15 protein-coding genes and 1 tRNA gene are annotated in these 18358 nt (G+C 61.3%); 6 read left to right on the forward strand and 10 right to left on the reverse strand.

The window, feature by feature from the left end; all coding sequences use genetic code 11:
- Window positions 1-39: 39 nt before the first annotated feature.
- The 7 genes from pknB to ACKFRX_RS00760 are packed head-to-tail and all read right to left on the reverse strand — an operon-like array spanning window position 40 to window position 8902.
- Window positions 40-1998, reverse strand: a complete 1959-nt coding sequence (pknB, locus tag ACKFRX_RS00730; RefSeq protein WP_408927971.1) for a Stk1 family PASTA domain-containing Ser/Thr kinase — start codon at window positions 1996-1998, stop codon at window positions 40-42.
- Between the two features lie 3 nt (window positions 1999-2001).
- Entirely contained in the window at window positions 2002-3447 is a 1446-nt protein-coding gene (locus tag ACKFRX_RS00735; protein ID WP_005326262.1) for a serine/threonine-protein kinase, read from the reverse strand.
- Complete coding sequence (locus ACKFRX_RS00740; RefSeq protein ID WP_408927972.1) at window positions 3447-4877, reverse strand: penicillin-binding transpeptidase domain-containing protein; 1431 nt, start codon at window positions 4875-4877, stop codon at window positions 3447-3449. The genes ACKFRX_RS00735 and ACKFRX_RS00740 overlap by 1 nt, the downstream gene beginning before the upstream one ends.
- Window positions 4874-6226 (reverse strand): FtsW/RodA/SpoVE family cell cycle protein, encoded by a 1353-nt coding sequence (locus ACKFRX_RS00745; RefSeq protein ID WP_408927973.1) that lies wholly within the window; start codon window positions 6224-6226, stop codon window positions 4874-4876. Before ACKFRX_RS00745 ends, ACKFRX_RS00740 begins: the two co-directional genes overlap by 4 nt.
- 3 nt (window positions 6227-6229) lie before the next feature.
- Window positions 6230-7594, reverse strand: a complete 1365-nt coding sequence (locus tag ACKFRX_RS00750; protein ID WP_408927974.1) for a PP2C family protein-serine/threonine phosphatase — start codon at window positions 7592-7594, stop codon at window positions 6230-6232.
- Window positions 7591-8043: an FHA domain-containing protein gene (locus tag ACKFRX_RS00755; protein ID WP_005329668.1), complete on the reverse strand. Its 453-nt coding sequence runs from the start codon at window positions 8041-8043 to the stop codon at window positions 7591-7593. Before ACKFRX_RS00755 ends, ACKFRX_RS00750 begins: the two co-directional genes overlap by 4 nt.
- Window positions 8044-8068: 25 nt before the next feature.
- Window positions 8069-8902 carry a DUF3662 and FHA domain-containing protein gene (locus ACKFRX_RS00760; protein ID WP_005326268.1) on the reverse strand — a complete coding sequence of 278 codons (834 nt, stop codon included), beginning with the start codon at window positions 8900-8902 and terminating at the stop codon, window positions 8069-8071.
- Window positions 8903-9101: 199 nt separating this feature from the next.
- Here ACKFRX_RS00760 and ACKFRX_RS00765 point away from each other — a divergent pair.
- Window positions 9102-9189: transfer RNA gene (locus tag ACKFRX_RS00765), tRNA-Leu, on the forward strand.
- A gap of 149 nt (window positions 9190-9338) precedes the next feature.
- Here ACKFRX_RS00765 and ACKFRX_RS00770 read toward each other — a convergent pair.
- Window positions 9339-10517: an IS256-like element IS1249 family transposase gene (locus ACKFRX_RS00770; protein WP_005323424.1), complete on the reverse strand. Its 1179-nt coding sequence runs from the start codon at window positions 10515-10517 to the stop codon at window positions 9339-9341.
- 407 nt (window positions 10518-10924) lie between these two features.
- Between ACKFRX_RS00770 and ACKFRX_RS00775 the strand changes: the two genes are divergently transcribed.
- Window positions 10925-11221, forward strand: a complete 297-nt coding sequence (locus tag ACKFRX_RS00775) for a 3'-5' exonuclease (RefSeq protein WP_005328329.1) — start codon at window positions 10925-10927, stop codon at window positions 11219-11221.
- On the opposite strand, the gene ACKFRX_RS00780 is transcribed toward ACKFRX_RS00775, so the two are convergent.
- A complete protein-coding gene (locus tag ACKFRX_RS00780) occupies window positions 11212-12693 on the reverse strand; it encodes a multicopper oxidase family protein (RefSeq protein ID WP_005328324.1) in 1482 nt (493 codons plus the stop codon). The genes ACKFRX_RS00775 and ACKFRX_RS00780 overlap by 10 nt on opposite strands.
- 70 nt (window positions 12694-12763) lie before the next feature.
- Window positions 12764-13339, reverse strand: coding sequence for a CueP family metal-binding protein (locus tag ACKFRX_RS00785; protein ID WP_005328307.1), 576 nt, complete (start codon window positions 13337-13339; stop codon window positions 12764-12766).
- Window positions 13340-13744: 405 nt separating this feature from the next.
- Between ACKFRX_RS00785 and ACKFRX_RS00790 the strand changes: the two genes are divergently transcribed.
- From ACKFRX_RS00790 to ACKFRX_RS00805, 4 genes are all read left to right on the forward strand, one after another.
- Window positions 13745-14467: a response regulator transcription factor gene (locus ACKFRX_RS00790; RefSeq protein WP_100067814.1), complete on the forward strand. Its 723-nt coding sequence runs from the start codon at window positions 13745-13747 to the stop codon at window positions 14465-14467.
- Window positions 14464-15591 carry a cell wall metabolism sensor histidine kinase WalK gene (locus ACKFRX_RS00795; RefSeq protein WP_005328299.1) on the forward strand — a complete coding sequence of 376 codons (1128 nt, stop codon included), beginning with the start codon at window positions 14464-14466 and terminating at the stop codon, window positions 15589-15591. Before ACKFRX_RS00790 ends, ACKFRX_RS00795 begins: the two co-directional genes overlap by 4 nt.
- Window positions 15592-15731: 140 nt before the next feature.
- The gene (locus ACKFRX_RS00800) at window positions 15732-16058 is read left to right on the forward strand and encodes a heavy-metal-associated domain-containing protein (RefSeq protein ID WP_005328297.1); all 327 of its coding nucleotides are present in this window, start codon (window positions 15732-15734) and stop codon (window positions 16056-16058) included.
- Between the two features lie 51 nt (window positions 16059-16109).
- Entirely contained in the window at window positions 16110-18344 is a 2235-nt protein-coding gene (locus ACKFRX_RS00805; protein WP_034668361.1) for a copper-translocating P-type ATPase, read from the forward strand.
- Window positions 18345-18358: the final 14 nt, after the last annotated feature.

Below are 18358 nucleotides of genomic sequence, written 5' to 3' on the forward strand. Positions count from 1 at the left end.
CTTATCTAAGTTCGTACTGAGGCCTTAGGATACCAGCAGTTATGGTTGCGGCAGAAGTGCAGCGGGATCAAAGTTCCACAGGCGGATATCAATGTTTTGATCCTTGCGCATGGTATCGCCTGGATTCACAGCGGCCCAGCCAATCTTATTGTTATCCACCAGTGCGCCGGTAGGCACGGGCTCGCCCGGCACTAATTGGCCAGTCCAGCCAGCCGCGCGGAGCTCATCTTCGGCCTGCTTCTGACTCTGTCTTACCAGGTCAGGTGCCTTAAAGAGCATGCCATTGGAGACCTCAACGGTAACGGGCTTGCCCTTTTCCAGCTCCGCGCCCTCATTGGATACGCTCAGCACCGTGCCCTTCGGCTCCAAAGAATCGACTTCGCGCACGTCTACATCAAAGTCATTAGACTCGAGGCGGCTCTGGGCATCCTCGACGTCCATGCCGGCGACATTGGGCACGCGCTTCTTTTCGACGCCCTTAGAAACCGTTACCCGTACCTTCGATCCCTTGGACAACTGCGTGCCGCCGGCCGGGTTCTGCTTGATGATTTGGCCGGCCGGGGACTCATCGTTTTCCTCCGAGACATCGGAATTGAGCACCAAGCCTGCTCCTTCGAGGGCTCGAGCGGCCTCATCCAAGGTCATGCCGGTGATATCCGGGACGTCCGTAATCTCCTTGCCGGAGGACACAGTCAGCGTGACCGAGGCATTCTTCTGCAGCTCGGAGCCTGGGGCCGGATTAATGCGGATGGCATTATTGCGTGGAATATCCGGGTTGGCCTCCTCATTGACGGTGACCTGCAGACCCATGTCTTCTAGTTCCTTGACAACTTCGTTGCGCGGGCGGTTTTCCACCTCGGGCACGGTGATTTTGTCCTCGCGGGCCGATTGGGTCTGGCGTGGCTTATCCTCAGAGTCTTTATCGTTGGAGAAGAAATCCCAGGCGAAGTAGCCCACGATGGCCACCAAGAGGGCGGCCAGGAAGGCTGCCAGCCACTTCATCCAGCCGCCACCCTGATTGTCATCGTCCTCGGTGGGGCGGGTGGACTGGATTGGCGCGCGGTGCGCGGCCGCAGCTGGTGCGGCGGCGCCGACCATTTCGGTAGGCTGCTCGTCTTCTTCCTCGTTGACGTGCATGCGCGCTGCAGCGGTGACCTGCCCGTTGCGCAGGCGCTCCAGATCGCCGGCCATCTCCCAAGCGGACTGATAACGATCCGCCGGGTGCTTGGCCATAGCGGTAAGTACTACCGCATCGATATTGACGCGTTGGGTAGGAGTCAGCGAGGGATCCGCGATGAGCTCCGACGGCGGGGTCGGCTCTTCCTGTACATGTTGATATGCAACTGCAAAGGGGGTTTCGCCTTCAAATGGGGTCTGACCGGTAAGGGCCTCATAGAGCACGCAGCCCAGTGCATAGACATCGGAGCGGGCATCCGCGTTCTTACCGCGGGCCTGCTCCGGAGAAAGGTACTGGGCGGTGCCGATAACGGCGGAGGTTTGCGTCATCGCCGAGGTGGAGTCATCCAAGGCACGGGCGATGCCGAAGTCCATCACCTTCACCTGGCCGGTGTTGGTGAGCATAATATTTGCCGGCTTGATATCGCGGTGGATAATACCGGCCTCGTGCGAGGCTTGTAGTGCATCCGCTACCGGTTTGAGGATATCTGCGGCCTCTTGGGCGGACAGAGCGCCATCCTCGCGAATGATATCGCGCAAGGTGCGGCCGTTGACCCGCTCCATGACGATATATGGGATGGTCATGCCATCCAGTTCGGTCTCGCCGGTGTCATAAACCGCCACGATATTGGGGTGATTCAGCTTGCCCGAGTTCTGCGCCTCGCGGTAAAAACGCTCGCGGAAGTTGACGTCGCGCGCCATTTCCGGTCGGAGCATCTTCACCGCCACTTGGCGGCCTAGGACGGTGTCTTCGGCAGCATAGACCTCAGACATGCCACCGGCGCCGATGATCTCGCCTCTCCGATAGCGGTCATTGACCATCGCTTAGTCACCCTCCTGTGTAAGTAGATCGGCCAAGTCTCCGGGGAGCTCATTAGCCTGCGAGTTTACTGGAGTATCCAGCTCAGGTGTAGTTTCAACGTGCGTATCCTGCGGATTCTGTTGCGTCGGCACGGCCGGGGGCTGTTCCTGGCGGGTAGGCGAGTGGCGCGTGGGTGCCTCGCGGTGAGTCGTACGTGGGGCCTCTTCCTGATCGGGTTCCTGCGGCTCGGTCTCTGTCACCGTCACTGGTGCGGGGGCCTCTTCCGTCTCTTCCTCCGGGGTGTCCTGGTGGGTGGTGGTGGGATCGCGATACTCCGTAACCACCGAGGTCTCCGGTGTGCTGGAGGGCTCGCTGTCGCCCTCGTTATCGCTCAAGTTGTGGTAGGCAGCGTAACCACCACCGGCCACGGCTGCGAGGAGCAGGGTGATACCCAGGCCCTTCAGGAAGGAGGATCCGCCCTTGGACTCCTTGTGCGCAGCAGTGCCCGCAGCCGGATGGATCGTGGTGGGCTGGGCAACGTTGCCCAACATCTCCGTCGATGCGGACGGAGAGGGCTCAGGTGCGCGTTGCGTTAGCGGCGCGGACTTAGGCTGCGGCGGGCGCTTGCCCAAGCGAACTGCGGAGATGGCCAGGGTGAACTCATTGCCATCGGCATAGCGGGTGGCCGGATCCTTGCGCAACGCAATGCGAATGAGCTCGCGCGCAGGGGCGCTGATATTCGTCGATAGTGGCTCCGGCTCCTGGTTGATGTGGGCCAAAGCGATGGATACGGAGGAATCTCCGGTAAAGGGACGCTTGCCGGCGAGCATTTCATAGCCGACAACGCCGAGCGAATAGACATCGGAAGCCGGCGTGACGTCCTTGCCCTGTGCTTGCTCAGGCGATACATACTGTGCGGTACCCACCACCATGCCGGTGCGGGTCAGCGGCACGGCCGCGGCCGCCTTGGCAATGCCAAAGTCCGTGATCTTGACCTGTCCATTTTGCGTAATGAGGAGGTTGCCGGGCTTAATATCGCGGTGGACCAGCTCCATGCGGTGAATGATGGATAGTCCATGTGCCGCCTGCTCGAGGACGTCGAGAGCGAGCTCTTCTTGCAGCGTATTTTCGCGCGCCAAAAGGTCCGCGAGGGATTCGCCGCGCACATACTCCAAGGCCATGAAGCAGAACTTGCGGCCGTTATCCTCTAGCTCGCGGTAGTCATAAGTGGCCACCACGTTCTCGGACTGAATGGATTCGGCCGATTTCGCCTCGTTGCGGAAGCGCGAGAGGAACTCCTGGTTATCGGAAAATTCCGGGCGCAGAACCTTGAGCGCTACCTCACGATCATTGCGGGTATCATCAGCCAACCACACGGTGGACATTCCGCCGTGACCGATGATCCACTGCAGCTCGTAATCGCTGCCAATCAGTGCCTGGAGATGTTCCTTATTCTCGGCGCTATTCATTACTGCTCCCCCTGGTATGCGCGCAGGATAGCGCGGCCAATTGGGCCGGAAACCTTGCCGCCCGTCGCGGACTCACCCAAGTTACCACCATTTTTCACCACGACGCCTACCGCGATATCGCGTTCCGGATCGAAGGCGACGTACCACACGTGCGGGGCCAGGCCCTCGCCATGCTCGGCGGTGCCGGTCTTCGAGGCAAAGCCGTTACCGTCATAGCCCCAGGACGAACGCTCGGAGGCGTACATCAAATCAGTAAGCGTAGCCGCAGTGTCCTCGTTAACCGCTTGGTCCGCCTTCTTTGGTTTGGTGGTGCGGATGTCCTTCATCTGGGCGTCGGTAATGCGATTGACCAGGTAGGGCTGCATGCGGGTGCCCTTATTGGCCACGGTGCCCGCCATGACGGCTGCCTGCAGCGCGGTCATGGTGACGTCGCGCTGGCCAATGGCGGACTGCGCCGTGGCCGCCCCATCCGGCAAATCGCCCAAGGTGCCGGCGGAGGTAGACACGCCGAGGTCGTAGTTCTCGCCTACGCCAAAGGCCTTGGCGTACTTGCGCAACTCATCAGCGCCGAGCTGCTCCGACATCTCCACAAACGCGGTATTGCACGACAGGGCAAAGGCGGTTTGCAGGGTCACCGCATCCTGACCATTGCACTTTTGGTTGGCATAGTTAGTCAGCTCCGTCACCGTGTCTGGCAAGGTAATGACATTGGAGCCGGTCAGGGTGGAGGAAGGATCAAAGCCATTGTTCAGGCCCGCTGCAGTGGTAATGATCTTGAAGATGGAACCCGGAGGCAGCGTTTCTGCACCGGCGTGGTTGACCAGCGGCTGTCCCTCCTGCTCCTGCAGATTGGCCCAAACATCCTCGGCGGAATCACCCATCAGATCATTGGGGTTGTAGCCGGGGTTGGAGGCCATAGCCAGGATCTTGCCGGTCGAAGGCTGAATGGCAACCGCAGAGCCCTCGTATCCAGGGCCCACGAGCTGATCGTAGGCCGCCTGTTGGAGCGCAGGATCGATGGTGACCTCTACGTTGGCGCCCTGCTTCGGTTTATCGGCCAGTGCGTCGAGCCAATTCTGCTTCATCAGGGAGTCATCAGTGCCATTGAGGATGTCATTTTGGGAGGACTCTAGTTCCGAGGCACCAAATTGGCTCGACAAGTAGCCGGTCAAGTTGCCAAAGGCCGGTGAATCAATGGGGTAGGAGCGCGAGTAGGTCTCGTCCGGGTTCTGCGTCGACTGTGCCAATACGGTATTGCCCGCAAAGATTTGGCCGCGCGGGGTGGTCTGCATTTCCATGAAGCCGCGCATATTGCGCGGATTATGGGCGTACTTATCCTCAGAAAAAGCCTGGATTACCGTCATATTGACCAGCAAAATGGCGGTCAAAATGATGGCGAACAAGGACACTAGGCGGATGGATCGATTCATCGGTGAGCCTCCTGGACCGACGGGAACATGGAGGTATCGCTCGGAGCATTGCCCGAGGTCTCCTGCATGGGGCGACGAGCCGCGTTAGAGATCCGCAGCAGAATCGCCAACAACACGTAGTTAGCCATGAGAGAGGAACCACCGGCAGACATGAATGGCGTAGTCAGGCCGGTCATCGGCAGCAGGGCAGAGATGCCGCCGGTGACCACGAAGACCTGCACGGCCAAGGTAAGAGAAAGACCGGAGGCCACCAGCTTGCCGTAGGTATCGCGGGTGCGCAGCGCGGTGCCGAAACCGCGGGTGGTCAGCATGGCGAAGAGCACCAGCACGGCGGCGAGGCCGATGAGGCCGAACTCCTCACCGATTGCAGCAAGGATGTAGTCCGAGTGGGCCACCGGAACTAGTTCTGGATGCCCCTCGCCCAAGCCGCTGCCAGAGATGCCACCGGAAGACAAGCCGAATAGCGACTGGGAGAGCTGGAAACCCGTTACGTCATAATTGCCCAGCGGGTCTAAGAAGTTAGAAAAGCGCTGCTGGATCTTGGAGGAAATCTGGTAAATGCCAAACCCGCCGACGCCGACGAGGACCACGCCGATGAGCAGCCAGCTCACTCGGCCAGTGGCCATGAATAGCATGCCGAGGACGGTGCTAAACAGCAGCAGTGCCGGGCCGAAGTCATTGGAAATGCCCATGATGACGATCGCGATGGCCCAAATGATCAGGATGGGTGCGAGGTCGCGCAAGCGCGGCAGGGAGATACCCAGTACTCGGTATCCCGCAACGGTAAACAGGGAGCGCTTCTGCGTCAGCAGCATGGCAAAGAACAAGATCAGCAAGATCTTGGAGAACTCGCCGGGCTGGATTGAAAAGGGACCCAAGTTTATCCAGATGCGTGCCTCCACGTCCGCAGGCTGCGGCCATACCAGCGGCAGGGCCAGCAGGACAAGGCCTGCGGCACCCAAGATATAGGAGTAGCGCGTCAGCGAGCGGTGATCCTTCAAAATGGCCAAGACCAGCACGAAGAGTACGAGTCCGACGACGGTCCACATGACCTGACGCACCGCGAGCCCGCTTTCTTTAACCAGATCTAGGCGGGCCAACATGATGAGCCCGATGCCATTGAGGATCGCCACAATCGGCAGCATGATCTGATCGGCATACGGCGCAAGGAAGCACATCACCAGGTGAGCAACGGTAAAGACGCCGATGAATCCGCCGATGAGATAAACCAGGTCCATGGTCAACGCGTTGTCTTGGGATAGCTCCAGGCTGATCAAAGTGATAGCGAAGACGATGGCGGATAGGATGAGCAGGCCGAGCTCGGTTCCTCGGCTAAAAAACTTTTTCACAACCTACACCTCCCGGCAGGTAACGCCAGGCTTGTTTTTCTTGGCATCCTTTTTATCTTTTTGGCTCGGTGCAGTGATACATGGCTTGAGCGCCTTATCGCCCAAATCATTGATCTGTTGCTGCACCTCACCTAGATCACCAGTGGAGAGATGGTCGACGGCACTGCGCTCAGATTCCGGCAAGTCCGTGACCTTCAGCGGTGCGAAGTCGCCCTCGCAGGGCTGGCCGGAAAAGAGCAGCGAGTTGCTGTCATTGATGCACACGTTTTGGTGCGTGGAGTGTAGTTCCTTGCCAAAGACGGAGTAGTCAGCACCCTGCTGGATGGTGATTTCCTGTGCCTCGTTGGTGGCCACGTAGTAATTATTGGACAAGAAGTTCTTCGCCCACAGTCCGGCACCGATGACCAGCGCGAGGACGATGAGCAAGGCAAGGAGTACCTTCCAGCCGATCTTTCGGCCGGAAGTTTCGTCCTCCGCTTCGTCATCAGCTGGCTCGGGGCGCTCCTCCTCGCCCTCGGCCATGACGGCCGGTGGAATTACTTGTGGCTTGCGGGAGAGCTGTGCCGCCCGCGAGGCGGAAGAATCCGGATGGGTTGGTTCTTCCGTCGGACCGGCGAGCGCGCCCACGCGGAACGGCTCATGTTCCTTGGGCTTTTCTTCGGTTACCTCACCGATAACCACGGTGACATTATCTGGGCCGCCGGAGCGGATAGCCAGGTCCACCAGTGTGGATCCGGCCTCCTCGATGCTGCCTTGACCCAGCGCGGTTTCAATGGTGGACGCGGTTACGGGGTCCGAAAGGCCATCGGAGCACAGCAAGATGCGGTCGCCCGGCTTGGCGTCGAGAGTAAACAGCGTTGCTTCAACCGGACGGCCCGTATAGGCCTTCAGGATGAGGGACTTTTGCGGGTGCGACGAGACGTCGCCCGGGTCCAGCTCGCCCTTGTCCACCAAGGACTGCACATAGGTATCGTCCTTGGTGACTTGCTTGAGCTTGCCGTCGCGCAGCAGGTAGCCGCGGGAATCTCCCACGTGGCAGACGCCGAAATCCGTGCCGTTAAAGAGCATGGTGGACAGCGTGGTGCCCATGCCTTCGGTTTCTGGATGCGCCTTGACGTGGTCACTGATGGCCTCATTGGCCTGTTCGGCGGCCGCTTCTAGCAGGGCCTTGGTGTCTTCCTGGCCCGGATCTTGGTCCAAGATTTCTAGGTGGTTGACCATCAGCTCGGAGGCAACCTCGCCTGCCGCGTGGCCGCCCATACCATCGGCCAAGATCAAAAGGTGAGGACCGGCGTAGCCTGAGTCCTCGTTGTTATCGCGAATGAGGCCGCGATCGGACTTAGCAAAGAAGTTCAGCTTCAGTGTCATGCGTTCAACCTCACGGTGGTGCGGCCCAGCTTAATTTCGGAGTCCGCGCCGACTACCTCGGGTTGGTCGATGCGCACGCCATTGACAAAGGTGCCATTGCGAGATTCCAAATCCTCCACAACCCATTCGCTGCCGCGGCGGAAAAGCCGGGCATGGTGGCCAGAAGAATAATCGTCGCCCGTGACAAAATCGCAGTCAGAGGCGCGGCCCAACGTGCAGTCCTCCAACGTGCCCAATTCCATATGGGAGCCCTGCAGGGGACCCTCCACGATGGACAGCTGCTTAATCGCTTCCCGACGCCGCGGTGCGCCAACCTTCTTCGACTGCTGGCGGATAGCACCGGCAGACTTATTAGTATCGCGGCGCATGGCGTTCAAGGCCACCAGGATAAAAATCCAGAGCAGAGCCAACAAGCCGATGCGAAGCGCCAGCATGATGACTGCATCCATGGCGACCTCCCTTCCTTAACTGAACTTAGTAGCTGTGCGAATCAAGGCCCGTAATGCGGACCTCGATGTGGGAATGGCCCATGGTGATCACATCGCCATCGGCAAGCAGCCAATTATCAATTGGCGTTTCATTCACCGTGGTGCCGTTGGTGGACTGCAAATCCACCAGCACTGCGTCTTGGCCGTTCCAGGTGATCTCCGCGTGTTGGCGGGAAACACCCGTATCCGGCAGGCGCAGGTCCGCGTCATTGCTGCGGCCGATAATATTGGAGCCTTCCTGGACGTGGTACACGCGGGACGAGCCGTCCTGCAGCATCAGGTTGACTGCTGGGCCCTGCGGCTGCGGGGCGGGTTGACTATCTGGAGCGATGAAAGCGGTAGTTACCGCGTCATCAGCCGTATTCTCGTGCTGCTCGGTCATCTGGTCCTCCTGACCATCAAAGTCGTGGAAAATAGCCTCAAAACCGGTCTCTTCCGTGGGCTCGTGATCAATAAACGAGGACACGCGAAGCTGACCCGTGCGCAAACCAGATTCCTCCGCCACCCGCACGATCACGGGGCCCGCAAGGGACCATCCGCTATTGCGAATGAAGCGCGACAACTGGTCTGCACAATCGGCCGGCAAATTGCGATCCTGCGACAAGTTCTCCAAATCCTTGGAGGAGACACCCACAGTCATTACGTTCGGACTATAAAGGTTGTCATCGTCGCCGCGCGCGAGATTGTCCTGAGCCTCTTGCTTCAAAAGCTCATCAATTTCCGCGGGAACGACCTTGCCGCCGAAGACAAGGGCCATGCCGTTATCAAGGCCGCGTTGCATGGCGGAGTCCAGCTTCGCCAGCTTTTCTAAAAACGCCACGAGCCATTCTCCTTTCCACCATGCAGCGATCAGTAGCGATCAGTATAGTTTGTTCACTCCCTCGAAACGTAGATGGCGACGCGAAAGTTCCCAGAAATTTCGCCACCCCCTCCTCGAAATAATCCACTTTTCCTGCAGATTTGTAGTTCTGTGCGATCTTCGTGGTATCTTTATCAAGTCGCTAAGACAACCACACCCTGCCCGGGTGGCGGAATTGGCAGACGCGCTGGCTTCAGGTGCCAGTGTTCGATAAGAACGTGCGGGTTCAAGTCCCGCCCCGGGCACCATCGAAATCCGGAGATGGAAACCACAGAAGTTTCCACTCCGGTTCTTTTTATTTTTCCTAGTCGCTGTTCTTCTGCTTAGTGCGCAGCATATCCATGCTCATCAAGGGTTAAGGGTCAAAATGTGTGTCTGGCTCGGCGTGTCGCGGGGGTTAGATTTGGCCTTTTTGAATGCCGATTGAGTGGGTGTAGTCGGTGTCGATAGCGTTGTCGTAGAGGGCTGGGCGTCCTGTTTCGTGGTCGGCTTGGTTCTCGGTTTGGGTCAGGGTGGATACTTTGGCGAGTTGGCCCTGGCCCCAGTCGGACTGCCTGGCGATTCGTACTGGATCGTCAGGCAGTTCCGTTTTTAAGTAGAGCCACCAATCCAGCATGCGGCGTTGTCGTTCGCCTGATCTGCCGCGGTGGGTTCTGGCGAGCAGTTTGAGCTGGGCGTTGATGCCGCCTTCTAAGCTGTTGGTGGTGGATTTGATCCGCTCGGGCGCAAGGACTCCTGCTGGCGGGTTGAGGTAGACAAACAGCATCTCGGACCGCCAAAGATGGTTGAGGCTGTTGTAGGCCTTGCGCACGTTGTGGTGGGTCCACACGCGGGTCCATGCACCTGTTTTGGGGTCTTTGATCATGGTTTTCTCGTTCATCCATTCCCGGTAGATCGTTGAAAACTCGTGCAGTTGCACACCCCACGCGGCGGCTTCATCCAGTGTGGTGATCCGGGTCAGTTTCAGCGCAAGTCGGTAGATGGTGCGCCCGGCATCGGTGCGTGGGTTGGTGGTGGTGTAGCGGCGGACCACGCGTTGGGCGTGGACGAGGCAGCGTTGAATTTTCGTAGTCGGCCAGCACTTTTTGATTGCGCTGTATGCGCCTTGGCCGCCGTCGATGACGGCGATGAGTGGGGCTTCGATGCGTTCAAGCAGCAGTTGGTAGTCGCGGGTGGTTTCGTGTTTGCACCAGTGCCAGGCGATCACGTGGTCGATGGTCGCCGCGACGATCAGGCAGCCACCGGCGGTGTAGGTGCCATCGAGAAATACCTGGTCGTAGATCCGCTTGTGGTGGCCGGCGGTGGGGTCAGGCACATCAACGAGCCAGCACCACTTGAAGCGCCGCTTCATGGTGGCGCGGCTAACACCGTTTCGTTTGGCTAGGTCGTCGAGTGATATTGCGGTGGTGCAATGCTCGATGAACTGGGTGAACACTGCCGCGTTGGTGATGTCGTTTCGACGTTTGACGCTGGAGGCGCCGCATTGTTTGCAGCGCCATCTGGTGGTGCCTTTGCTGGTGGTGCCGTTGCGTTTCATTTCACCGCCGCAGTGGCAGCGTGGTTGGTTCTTCGACATTGCGACACCACACCACGCCGCGCATAGCACATCACGGCTGCCACACCGAGGATTTCCCGTCGGGGGCTAGATATATGCTTCCGGAGCATATACTTTCCGGAAACCTACAGGTCAATCCGTGAAAATCCGCGATTCCGGACACACTTTTTGACCCTTAACCCCTCATCAATCATGTACTGGGTAGCAGTATTTAATTCCTGCTGGGAAATATCCCGCAATCTCGGCCCCCGCCGCTGACTCTCCCCAGTGGTCGTAGTAGCGGGGGTTGGGGTCGAGTTCGGATAGTCCTGCGAAGTGCTCATAGCACTAAGGCAACCACACTAACCTTGTGGACAACCCGCACACGGCTAGGTGGTTATCCACAGAAATCCACGTTGGTTGCAGTGTTCGATAGCGTTTAGGCGGGCATGTCGGTATGGGCCTCTTGGCTTGAGGCCATAGGCTTCTTAGAAAACCTCCTCAACCGCTACACCCCACGCATGCCGTACGAGCCGGTCTTTGTGGTCATTGATACCGAAACCACCGGCTTTAACAAGCGCTACGACCGCATCATTGAACTTGCTGCCGTGCGTGCCGACGCATACTTCAATCCCGTCGACTCCTGGCACACATTGCTCACCCCTGACACCAACGCCGTGTCCGCTACTCGGGGGACACCCCCGCCCACCTCGGCACTCCACCCCTGCTGTGGGGGTTACTCGTAGCGAAGCGAGCTGAACATCCCGGTTTCCATGTGATAGGCGTTATGGCAGTGAAATGCCCACTCACCGGGGTTGTCAGCGATCAGGTCGGCGATCATGGTTTCACCGTGGCGGAGAAGGACGGTGTCCTTGCGTAGCCCGTCGCTGCCGGGCAGCGCCCACGTGTGGCCGTGGATGTGCATGGGATGGGGCATCATGGTCCTGTTGCGCATGACCATCCGCAGGCGCTGGCCCTCCTGCACGGTCGCGGAGGAGGATTGGCCGTCGGTGAGAATGCTCCATTCATACGGCATCATCTGCCCGCCCAGGTCGATGCTGACTTCTCGGTCTGGTGTGCCCTCGGGCAGGAGTACACGGTCTGCTGGCTTCAGGGAGGACAGAAGCAGTCCGGTGGACGACAACTCGGGGAAGTCGACATCGGGGCGGGGGGCCTGGCCGCCGGCGGTGCGGATGACGGCGAAGGCGCGGTCGTCCTTACCCACCGCCAAAGCCGTGAGCGGGAAGATGCCGTCGTCGAGGATGACCTCGACGTCGACACGCTCGCCCATCGACAGGTAGATCGATTCGGTCTTCCTGGGCTGGACAGGGAAGCCGTCGGTGTGGGTGACGGTCATGCGGTGGCCACCGAGGGCCACCTTGAAGATGGTGTCACCGCCGGAGTTGATAAACCGCAGGCGGGCCTTGTCGCCCGGGCGAGCCTCGAAGGTCCGGTGAGCACGGGGGATACGTCCGTTGATGAGGTAGTGCGGATACATCACATCGCCGGCATCCCCGCCCAGTACCCGGTCCGGGGTGCCGTGCATCATATGGCCGTGGCCTCCCATCCCCTTCTTCCCGTTATGGTCGCCCGAACCCATTCCGGTGAGCTTGTCGAGCTCATCGTCGGGAGTGCCCTGAATGCCATCGACCCAGTCGTCGAGCACGATGGTCCACTCGACGTCCTGGTCCTCAGCGTCTTGCGGGTCACGGATGATCAGTGGGGCGTGGAGGCCGCGATCAAGCTGCAGGCCGGAGTGGGAATGGTAGAAGTAGGTGCCACCGTGGGGGACTTCAAAAACATAGGAGAAAGACTTGCCAGGTTCAATGGGGTCCTGGGTCATGCCGGGCACACCGTCGGCTGCGTTGTGGAGTGCGATGCCATGCCAGTGGATGGAGGTGCTCTCAGGCAGTTCATTGGTGATATCGACCTGTAGGACGTCGCCGGCAGTGGCCTCAATGGCCGCATCCCCGGTGTCAGAGACGTATCCCCACGTCTTGGCTTCGATGCCGCCGATATCCAGAGAGAGGGGCCGGGCGTTCAGTGTCCGGCGCACCGTCGGCTCACCGAGCGCAGTGGGGGTGGGAGTGGGGCGAAGAGAGGAACCTGGTGCCGAGGCAGCGGGTCCAGGGTCGCTGGTGCAGGCGGCCACGGCCCCGGTGCCGGCGAGGACGAGCCCGCCGAGCAGAAACTGTCGTCGGGAAAACGCGTTCATCATGATTTAACCTTCCTTGGTGCAGGATTCAGTGACACGGGAGACAGGCGCAGGTGAGGACCCTGCTGAGCCATCACGTCAGGCGCAGGTCTGTGACACAGGTGGCACCGTCGTCGGCGGTGGAAAACTCCGTGGTGCCGGTACGCCCCTGGTAGCTGACCTCAATCAGGCCGGTGGCATCATCGGGAAGCCAGAAGCCAATAAACCCGTTGTCGAAGGTGGTTGTCGTCTCGTCCACCAGCACCTCACCGGTCGCCTCATCGGTGATCGTGACCTGGATATCCTCATTGTCGAGTTCCCCCTGGCAGGTCGTGAGGCTGTGGTAGAAGCAGTCGTGGGTGGAGGTGAGATAGGGTGCGATCGAGACATACGTCTGATTGTCGGGAAGATCGAGCGCAACTTCCTGGTCATCGCTCGAGAGCAGCAGTTCATCGGCACGCACCGAGGCGATCAGGTCCGTGGGACGCTCAGTGACCTTCTGCCGGTCGAGGTGATCAATGATCTCCACCGCGTCCATGTCGGCCAGGCCATGGGTAGTCAGGAATGTATCCTGGGACACCGTCCTGTCGGTGGTGGGTTCCGGGTCGGCGGCCGAACACCCCGTGAGGGCAAGGGCAAGGGTGGCGGCTGCGATCGCTGCTCGTTTCACGTCAATCTCCTTGGATCGTGGTAAGGCCATAAGAAGACACCGCCTCAAGGTCGATGCCATACCTTTATCTAGCACGGGTGCCTGACGGACTGGAATTCAAAAACCCTGCTCGCAGCCTTATAACAGGGCGAAAAAGGGGGTGAATTCGGTGGGCTGGGTCACCAACGGAACACCACCCCACAGCCGTGGGCGATGTCCTTCTACCCGCCCTGGGTATGCGGTGCAGGCAGTGAAATCCCTGGTGGCGCCTGCTGAACCGACCAGGGGAGGCGATGCCGCCGGCCCGGGGTGGGGCACAGTGGTGACGGCGGTCGAAGGGTGATGTTTGAAGATTTGATGAAGATTTCCCCGCCGGGTACTGAGCGAGGGTGGTATTCCCCCCTGGCCGGAGCGATACTGGGGTCTATGGCTGACCGCACACCGACCACCGCCACGCCCCCGGGGCGGGTGCTGGTCGTCGATGATGAACAACCCCTGGCTCAGATGGTGGCTTCCTACCTCATCCGGGCCGGCTTCGATACCCGCCAGGCGCACACCGGTACCCAGGCCATGGACGAGGCCCGTCGCTTTTCCCCCGATGTTGTGGTGCTGGATCTGGGGCTGCCCGAACTCGACGGCCTGGAGGTGTGCCGACGGATCCGCACCTTCTCGGACTGCTACATCCTCATGCTCACTGCGCGTGGCAGCGAGGACGACAAGATCAGCGGTTTGACCCTGGGGGCGGATGACTACATCACCAAACCTTTTAGCATCCGGGAACTGGTGACCCGGGTGCATGCGGTGTTGCGCCGCCCGCGCACCAGCATCACCCCACCGCAGGTGACCACCCCCTTGATCGTTGGGGACCTCATCCTTGACCCCGTCGCCCATGAGGTGCGGGTGGGGGAGACGACCGTGGAGCTCACCCGCACGGAGTTCGAGCTGCTGGTTGCCCTGGCCCTGCGCCCCGGCCAGGTGCTGACCCGCCACGACCTGGTCACCGAGGTCTGGGACACCACCTGGGTCGGTGATGAACGCATCGTCGATGTCCACATCGGCAACTTGCGTCGCAAGCTCGGCACCGACACCCGGGGCCGGGGGTTTATCGACACCGTGCGTGGCGTGGGCTACCGGGTGGGGCAGCCATGAATCACGGACCCGGCCTGACCTTCCGCTTCCTGGCCGCCCAGGTGTTGGTCGTGGTGATTAGCCTGCTGGTGGCCGCGGCCGTGGCCACGATGGTGGGTCCGACCCTGTTCCATGATCATATGTTGATGACCGGCCGGGAGGACCCCTCGCTGGAGCTGTTCCATGCCGAGCAGGCCTACCGGGGCGCCAACCTGATCACCCTGGCCGTCGCCCTGCCCACCGCCTTGATCAGCGCCCTGCTGGCCAGCCTGTGGTTATCGCGTCGTCTGCGCACCCCCCTGCAGGATCTCACCCACGCCGCTACCAGCCTGACGGCCGGCAACTCCCGTATCCGCGTGCCCGCCGGAAAAGCAGGCCCCGAGTTCACCACCCTGGCGCATGCCTTCAACACCATGGCCGACCGGCTGGAACACACCGAACAGGTCCGCCGCCAGATGCTCTCTGATCTGGCCCACGAAATGGGCACCCCCTTATCGGTGCTCACGGTCTACCTCGATGGTCTCCAGGACGGGGTCGTGGACTGGAATAATGCCACCCACACGATCATGGCTGACCAACTCACCCGCCTGACCCGGTTGATGGAAGACATCGACGATGTCTCCCGGGCCCAGGAACACCGGATCGATTTGGACCTGGCGGAGGAAGGGCTCGGGGATCTGCTCCATACCGCCGCTGTTGCCGCGGGGGAAGCTTATGCTGACAAAGGCGTCGATTTACAGGTCGAGAGCATTGCAGACACCGCCCGGGTGCTCGTGGACCGGCAACGCTTCGGCCAGGTGATGAGCAATCTCCTGTCGAACGCGCTACGGCACACCCCGGCCGGCGGGCAGGTCCGAATCAGCGTCCACCGACAGGGGGCGTCCACCGCGCTCATCCACGTCGCCGATGATGGCGAGGGCATCCCACCTGACCAGCTCGGACACATCTTCGAACGCTTCTACCGGGGGGATGCCGCCCGCAGCCGGGACAACGGCGGGGCCGGTATCGGTCTGACCATCTCCAAGGCATTGATCGAGGCCCACGGCGGCACTCTCACCGCCACCTCCCCCGGACCTGGTCGCGGAGCGGTGTTTGCCCTCCGCCTCCCGCTGTCCCCTCCCGAAAGTGAGGAGGCTGCTCGGTGACCACACCCTGCCCCGCGTGAGGGCCGTGCCCTCTACCCCTTGAAAATATACCCCCAGGGGGTATGCTGAAAATATACCCCCTGGGGGTATACGCTAGAGAGCGGCATCGCCGCACCCCACCGAACCGAAGGAGCTTTCCCATGATCACCTCCCCGCCCCGCCTCTTGCCGATGGCCTCCCACGGCTGCAGCTGTTGCGGACCTGCCTCACGTGCCGACACCGCCTCCACCCCTGCCACCAGCGACTCGTCAGCAGGAGGGTCCTCCCCTAGCTACCAGGTCACCGGCCTGACCTGCGGGCACTGCGCGAAAAGCGTGACCCAGGCCCTTCAGGCCCTCCCCCAGGTCGACGACGTCCAGATTGATCTCGCTGCTGGTGAAGTTTCCACCGTCACGGTCACCGGTGTCGTACCTCCGGAGATGGTTCGCCGGGCCATCGAGGAGGCCGGCTACACCGTCTTATCCTGATCAGTTTTACCCATCATCTCGACCCCGACCGGGTTGAGCGAAAGGAACGTCATGAGCACTCCCCACCATTCGGGTGATCACCATGGTGATCACCCCGCTCCGGAAACAGACCACACCCACCACCCGGATCATGCCGGCCAGGAACACCACGCGGATGCCGACACCCACGGCCAAGCGATGCCCCACGATCACCCACACTCCGCCCTGGACGAAGACCACCACGTTCATGGTCACGGCGAACACGCCGGACACAGCACCGCAATGTTTCGGGACCGCTTCTGGTGGTCGCTGATTCTGTCCATTCCCGTCGTTATTTTCAGCCCCATGGTCGCCAACCTGCTCGGCTACCACCTCCCGGCATTCCCCGGATCCACCTGGATCCCCCCGGTGCTGGGCACGATCATCTTCGTCTACGGCGGAACGCCTTTCCTCAAGGGCGGATGGAGAGAACTGAAATCCCGCCAACCCGGGATGATGCTCCTGATCGCCATGGCCATCACCGTGGCGTTTGTCGCCTCCTGGGTCACCACTCTGGGGCTGGGCGGTTTTGAGCTGGACTTCTGGTGGGAGCTGGCCCTGCTGGTGACCATCATGCTGCTGGGCCACTGGCTGGAGATGTCCGCTCTCGGGGCCGCGTCCTCCGCGCTTGACGCGCTGGCTGCCCTGCTGCCGGATGAGGCCGAGAAAGTCATCGACGGGACCACCCGCACCGTGGCCATCTCCGACCTGGTCGTCGACGACGTCGTGCTGGTGAGGGCCGGTGCCCGGGTGCCGGCCGACGGAACCATCCTCGATGGAGCCGCCGAATTCGATGAGGCGATGATCACCGGCGAATCCCGTCCCGTCTTCCGCGACACCGGTGACAAGGTGGTCGCTGGTACCGTGGCCACCGACAACACCGTCCGCATCCGGGTGGAGGCTACCGGCGGTGACACAGCCTTGGCCGGGATCCAACGCATGGTTGCCGACGCCCAGGAGTCCTCCTCCCGGGCCCAGGCCCTGGCGGATCGGGCGGCGGCGTTGTTGTTCTGGTTCGCGCTGATCTCCGCTCTGATCACCGCGGTGGTGTGGACCATTATCGGCAGCCCGGACGATGCCGTCGTGCGCACGGTCACGGTGCTGGTCATCGCCTGCCCGCATGCCCTGGGCCTGGCGATTCCGCTGGTCATTGCGATCTCCAGCGAGCGGGCCGCGAAATCCGGGGTGCTCATCAAGGACCGTATGGCGCTCGAGCGGATGCGCACCATCGACGTGGTGCTCTTCGACAAAACCGGCACCCTGACCGAGGGTGCGCACGCGGTCACCGGTGTCGCGGCAGCTGTCGGCGTCACCGAGGGAGAGCTGCTGGCCCTGGCCGCCGCCGCGGAGGCCGACAGCGAGCACCCCGTGGCCCGCGCCATCGTGGCGGCCGCGGCCGCCCATCCCGAGGCCGCCCGTCGGCAAATCCCTGCAACTGGTTTCAACGCCGCCTCCGGGCGGGGGGTCCGAGCCACTGTCGATGGCGCTGAGATCCTCGTGGGCGGGCCGAACATGCTGCGCGAGTTCAACCTCACCACCCCGGCCGAGCTCACTGACACCATCAGCGCCTGGACCGGGCGTGGGGCCGGTGTGCTCCATATTGTCCGCGACGGTCAGATCATCGGTGCGGTGGCCGTCGAGGACAAGATCCGCCCCGAATCCCGCGCCGCTGTGAAAGCCCTGCAGGACCGCGGGGTGAAGGTCGCGATGATCACCGGCGACGCGCAGCAGGTGGCCCAGGCGGTTGGTCAGGACCTGGGGATCGATGAGGTCTTCGCCGAGGTCCTGCCCCAGGACAAAGACACCAAGGTCACGCAGCTGCAGGACCGGGGTTTGAGCGTGGCCATGGTCGGTGACGGTGTCAATGACGCCCCCGCTCTGACCCGCGCGGACGTCGGTATCGCCATCGGTGCCGGCACGGATGTGGCCATGGAATCTGCCGGGGTGGTCCTAGCCAGTGATGACCCGCGGGCAGTGCTGTCGATGATTGAGCTGTCCCAGGCCAGCTACCGCAAGATGATCCAGAACCTGATCTGGGCCTCTGGCTACAACATCCTCGCTGTGCCGCTGGCCGCCGGAGTGCTCGCCTCGATCGGGTTCGTGCTGTCTCCGGCCGTGGGCGCGATCTTGATGTCTGCCTCGACCATCGTGGTGGCCCTGAACGCCCAGCTGCTGCGCCGCATTGATCTGGATCCGGCTCACCTGGCTCCGGCCGAGTCGAAGGAGGAACACGCCACGCCTACTCCGGCATCCACCGCCGTCCACTGATCCACCACTTCTCT

Source organism: Corynebacterium tuberculostearicum (assembly GCF_046097465.1).
Classification (GTDB): Bacteria; Actinomycetota; Actinomycetes; order Mycobacteriales; family Mycobacteriaceae; genus Corynebacterium; species Corynebacterium tuberculostearicum_I.

Bases quoted from the DNA above. Each gene is read 5' to 3' on its own strand.
- pknB (WP_408927971.1), bottom strand. From the start codon at position 1,998: ATGGTCAATGACCGCTATCGGAGAGGCGAGATCATCGGCGCCGGTGGC.
- ACKFRX_RS00735 (WP_005326262.1), bottom strand. From the start codon at position 3,447: ATGAATAGCGCCGAGAATAAGGAACATCTCCAGGCACTGATTGGCAGC.
- ACKFRX_RS00740 (WP_408927972.1), bottom strand. From the start codon at position 4,877: ATGAATCGATCCATCCGCCTAGTGTCCTTGTTCGCCATCATTTTGACC.
- ACKFRX_RS00750 (WP_408927974.1), bottom strand. From the start codon at position 7,594: ATGACACTGAAGCTGAACTTCTTTGCTAAGTCCGATCGCGGCCTCATT.
- ACKFRX_RS00755 (WP_005329668.1), bottom strand. From the start codon at position 8,043: ATGGATGCAGTCATCATGCTGGCGCTTCGCATCGGCTTGTTGGCTCTG.
- ACKFRX_RS00770 (WP_005323424.1), bottom strand. From the start codon at position 10,517: ATGTCGAAGAACCAACCACGCTGCCACTGCGGCGGTGAAATGAAACGC.
- ACKFRX_RS00775 (WP_005328329.1), top strand. From the start codon at position 10,925: ATGTCGGTATGGGCCTCTTGGCTTGAGGCCATAGGCTTCTTAGAAAAC.
- ACKFRX_RS00780 (WP_005328324.1), bottom strand. From the start codon at position 12,693: ATGATGAACGCGTTTTCCCGACGACAGTTTCTGCTCGGCGGGCTCGTC.
- ACKFRX_RS00790 (WP_100067814.1), top strand. From the start codon at position 13,745: ATGGCTGACCGCACACCGACCACCGCCACGCCCCCGGGGCGGGTGCTG.
- ACKFRX_RS00795 (WP_005328299.1), top strand. From the start codon at position 14,464: ATGAATCACGGACCCGGCCTGACCTTCCGCTTCCTGGCCGCCCAGGTG.
- ACKFRX_RS00800 (WP_005328297.1), top strand. From the start codon at position 15,732: ATGATCACCTCCCCGCCCCGCCTCTTGCCGATGGCCTCCCACGGCTGC.
- ACKFRX_RS00805 (WP_034668361.1), top strand. From the start codon at position 16,110: ATGAGCACTCCCCACCATTCGGGTGATCACCATGGTGATCACCCCGCT.